This window comes from Planomonospora algeriensis, from assembly GCF_977012225.1.
Map to the genome: position 1 here is coordinate 1 of NZ_CDRNDK010000476.1, position 4,591 is coordinate 4,591.

2 protein-coding genes and 1 pseudogene are annotated in these 4,591 nt (G+C 73.9%); all 3 read right to left on the bottom strand.

What is annotated here, in order from left to right; genetic code table 11:
* Positions 1 to 1,212: UDP-N-acetylmuramoyl-tripeptide--D-alanyl-D-alanine ligase (locus ACWJ6R_RS30620; RefSeq protein WP_449065557.1), on the bottom strand; the 1,212-nt coding region annotated here is incomplete at its 3' end.
* Positions 1,209 to 2,767 (bottom strand): annotated as a pseudogene (locus ACWJ6R_RS30625) (UDP-N-acetylmuramoyl-L-alanyl-D-glutamate--2,6-diaminopimelate ligase). The gene ACWJ6R_RS30620 and the pseudogene ACWJ6R_RS30625, both read right to left, overlap by 4 nt.
* Positions 2,768 to 2,807: 40 nt before the next feature.
* Complete coding sequence (locus ACWJ6R_RS30630; RefSeq protein WP_449065558.1) at positions 2,808 to 4,535, bottom strand: peptidoglycan D,D-transpeptidase FtsI family protein; 1,728 nt, start codon at positions 4,533 to 4,535, stop codon at positions 2,808 to 2,810.
* Positions 4,536 to 4,591 lie beyond the last annotated feature (56 nt).

Consider the following 4,591-nt stretch of genomic DNA (forward strand, 5'->3'; position numbering starts at 1 on the left):
GCCAGGGATCGGCCCGGCGTCCGCGCCGACGACGACCAGGCCGGTCAGTCCCGCCCCGCCCGCCATCCGGCCGACGTCCTCGTTCAGAGCGTCGCTCTGCTCGCCCAGCTCGGCCAGGGAGGCGACGACGGCGAAGCGGCGGCGTGGGCCGGCGAGCGCGTCGAGGGCCTTGAACGCGGCGCGCATGGAGTCGGGGTTGGCGTTGTAGGCGTCGTTGATCACGGTGACGCCGTCCGCCCGGTCGGTGACCTCCATCCGCCAGCGGCTGCGGGGCTCGGCCTCCGACAGCTCCCGGGCGATGACGGCGACCGGCAGGCCGAGCTCGTAGGCGGCCGCCGCCGCGGCCAGGGCGTTGTCCACCGCGTGCTCGCCGTACAGGCGGAGCCCGACCGGCGCGGAGCCCGAGGGGGTGCGCAGCGTGAAGGACGCGCGGCCCCGCTCGTCCACGGTCACGCCCTCGGCCCGCACGTCGGCGGTCTCGGCGCGGCCGTACCAGGTGACGCGGGCGCGGGTGCGGCCGGCCATCGCGGCCACCAGCGGGTCGTCGGCGTTCAGCACGGCCACTCCGTCGGCCGGCAGCGCCTCCGCCAGCTCGCCCTTGGCCTGGGCGATGGCCTCGCGGCTGCCGAAGACGCCGAGGTGCGCGGTGCCGACGTTGAGGACCACGCCGATCTTCGGCGGGGCGATGCGCGCCAGGTAGGCGATGTGCCCGATGTCCCTGGCGCTGAGCTCCAGCACCTGGTAGCGGGTGGTCTCGTCCGCCCTCAGCACGGTCAGCGGGTGGCCGATCTCGTTGTTGAAGGACCCGGGCGGGGCGACCGTCGGGCCGATCCTGGCGGTGAGGCGGGCCAGCAGGTCCTTGGTGCTGGTCTTGCCCGCCGAACCGGTGACGCCGATGACCGTGCAGTCGGGCAGCTCGGCGCAGACGGCGGTGGCGAGGGCGGCCAGCGCGGCCAGGACGTCGCCGACGATCACCGCCGGGGCCTCGACGGGCCGCTCCGCCAGCACCGCGACCGCCCCGGCCGCCACGGCCTGCGCCGCGAAGTCGTGGCCGTCGACCCGGTCGCCCTTGATGGCGACGAACAGCGACCCCGGTTCGGCCGCCCGGGAGTCGATGACGACCGGGCCGCGCACCACCGCGCGGGGATCGGCCATGCCCGTGAGGGCGCCCGAGGTGATCTCGGCGATCCTCGCCAGCGGCAACGGGATCATGATGCGTCTTCCCTACTCTCGTCCGTGCTTCGGCGTCCGGTACGGCTCCGCCGTCCGGCGATCGCGTCGGCCACCACCTGCCTGTCGTCGAACGGCAGAACCCGGTCTCCGACGTACTGACCCTGCTCGTGGCCTTTGCCCGCCACGACGACGACGTCGCCGGAGCCCGCCCGGCCGATCGCCAGCTCGATGGCCGCGGCCCGGTCCGGCTCAATGATCACATGCGCGCGCTCCTCCTCGGGCACGCCGAGGACTCCGTCCATCATCTCGGCCAGGATCCGCAGGGGGTCCTCCGAGCGAGGGTTGTCGCTGGTGAGAATAGCCACATCCGCCAGGCGTGCGGCGGCTTCCCCCATCATCGGGCGTTTGCCCCGGTCCCGGTCGCCTCCGCAGCCGAGCACCACGGTCAGGTCGCCGGCCGTCACCTCGCGCAGCGAGCGCAGCACCGATTCCACCGCGCCGGGCTTGTGCGAGTAGTCGACGATCGCCTCGAAGCCGTCGGCGCCGGGGACGCGCTCCATCCGGCCGGGCACCCCGGCCAGCGTGCCCACGCCCGTCACCGCGGCGCGCAGCGACACCCCCGCCTCGACCAGGGCCACGATCGCGCCCAGCGCGTTGGCCACGTTGAAGGGGCCGGGCAGGGCCACCGCGGCGTCCTCCTCGACGCCGCCGGGGCCGACGACGCGGAAGGTGCTCCCGTCGGAACCCAGGCGCACGTCCAGGGCCTTCCACTCGGCCTGCGGGGCCCCCAGGGCGGAGAAGGAGACCGTCGGGATCCCGGCCCGCTTCAGGAGCTCGCGGCCGTGGGCGTCGTCGATGTTGACGACGCCCACCCGGCTCATCTCGGGGGTGAACAGCCGGGCCTTGGCCGAGAAGTAGTCGTCGAGGTCGTGGTGGAAGTCCAGATGGTCCTGGGAGAGGTTGGTGAACAGCGCGACGTCGTAGAAGACCGCGTCGACCCGGCCCAGGGCCAGGGCGTGGCTGGAGACCTCCATGGCGGCGGCGGTGACGCCCTGCTCGCGCATGAGGGCGAACAGTCCCTGCAGCTCGCTGGCCTCGGGGGTGGTCAGCCGGGGGGTGAAGCGCAGCCCTCCGGCGCGGATCTCCACCCCGCCGACCAGGCCGGTCGTGTGGCCCGCGGCGCGCAGCCCGGCCTCCAGCATGAAGGTGGTGGTGGTCTTGCCGCTGGTGCCGGTGACGCCGACGACCGTCATGCCGTCCGCGGGCCGGCCGTACACCCAGGCGGCGGCCTGCCCGAGCACGGCCCGCGGGTCCGGGACGACCAGGACCGCAACCCGGTCGCGACGGCGGCCTGCCGGCCCGCCGGATCGGTCAGGATCGCGGCCGCTCCCGCGGCCAGCGCCTGCGCGGCGAAGTCCGCACCGTGGGAGGCGGCTCCGGGCAGCGCGACGTAGAGGTCGCCGCGCCGGACCTGACGGGAGTCGATCGTGACCCCGCAGACCGCGGCCAGCGGCGCGCGCGACGTGCCGGAAGGGGCACCGAGCAGGCTCGCCAGACCGGAGAGCGGCCGGGGTGAACTGGTTGAAGGTCGCATGGACGACGGGGGACGCACGGCGAGAGCGTACCGTCCCCGCTCATTCCCCGGCGCGGATCCGCACCGCGGGCGGCTCGGTGCCGGTGGGCGGGATCTTCCTGCTCTTCAGCGCGAACGTCATCACCTTCTTGAAGACCGGGGCCGCGATCTCGCCTCCGTAGTGGCCTTTCCTGGGGTCCTGGATGACCGCCAGGACGACCAGCCGCGGCTTGTCGGCGGGGGCGAAGCCCGCGAAGGTCGCGGTGTAGCCGCAGTAGCCCTGGCAGGCGGCGTCGTAGCGCATCGCGGTGCCGGTCTTGCCCGCCACCCGGTAGCCGTCGATCGAGGCGAGGTTGCCGGTGCCCTCCTCGCTCACGGCGGCCTCCAGCATCAGCGAGACCTCCCGGGCCGTGCGCTCGCCGACCACCCGGGTGCGCTTCGCCGGCGCGGCGGGCACGAGCGCGCCGTCGGCGCCGGTGGTGCCGGCCACGACCGACGGGGCGATCCGCACACCGCCGTTGGCGATGGTCTGGTAGACGCTGGCCGTCTGCAGCGCGGTGACCGACACGCCCTGGCCGTAGGCGATCGTGCAGCGCTGGCTGCCCGACCACTCCTTCCACGAGGGCAGCAGGCCGGCCTCCTCCCGGTAGAGGCCCGCACCGGGCTTGGCGCCGAACCCGAAGCGCCGCAGCATCTCGTGGAGCTTCTCGTCCCCCACCTTCTGCGCGGCGAGGATCGTGCCCACGTTGCTGGAGGTGGCGACCACGCCGGAGAAGGTCAGGCGCTCGGTGGGATGCGGGTGGGAGTCGCGCAGCACCTTGTCGGCGCACCTGATGTCGTCCGCGACGGTGAACACGGTCTCGGGGCGCACGGCCCCCGACTCCAGCGCCGCCGCCGCGGTGATCACCTTGTTCGTGCTGCCCGGTTCGAACACGTCGGCCACGGCGCGGTTGACCCAGTTCTCCGCGGAGGTCTTCTCCCAGTTCTTCAGGTCCAGCTCGGGGGCGTTCGCGATCGCCACCACCTGGCCGGTCTGCACGTCCATCACGATGACGCTGCCGGTGCGGGCGCCGGTGGCCGCCACCTGCTCGCTGATCGCCTTCTGCGCGGCCCACTGGACGTCCCGGTCGATGGTGAGCCGCATGTCCCGGCCCTCCACCGGCTGCCGCCGGGTGCTGCGGGTCATCGGGATCCGCTGCCCGTCGCGGCCGGTCTCGATGCTCTGCTGGCCGTCGCGCCCGGCCAGCAGCTTGTCGTGCACGAGCTCCAGGCCGCTCAGCCCGCCACCGTCGTCCCCGACGAAGCCGATCAGGGTGCCCGCGAGGTCGCCGCCGGGGTAGTCCCTGCGGTACTCGTGCCTGCTCCCGACCCCCTTGAAGCCGTACCCGAGCACCTTCTGCGCGTGGATCGGATCGACGGTCCCGACGGGGACGTAGCGCTTGCCGGTGTCGGCGATCTCGGCGGCGATCCGCTCCTTGGGCTTGCCGAGCTCGGCGGCCAGCATCGCCGCCACCTGGCCGCGCTTGGCGGGCGTCACCTCCAGCGGGTCCACGAAGATCTCGCGCGCCTCGACCGTCAGCGCGAGTTCGTGCCCGTTGACGTCGGTGATCGAGCCGCGCCGGGCGGGGATCCGCTCCTCCTGGACGCGCTGCCTGGCCGCCTCGGCCATGTAGACCTTGGAGTCCAGGCCCTGCAACTGGACCAGGCGGCCGGCGAAGACGGAGAGCACGAAGGTCATCGCGATCAGGCCGATGCTGATCCGCCTGCCGGGGTTGCCCAGGTGCAGCACCATCGGCGCGCGCGCCGGCGGGCGGGGCGGGGGCGCCCTCCCCCTGCCGCCGCACG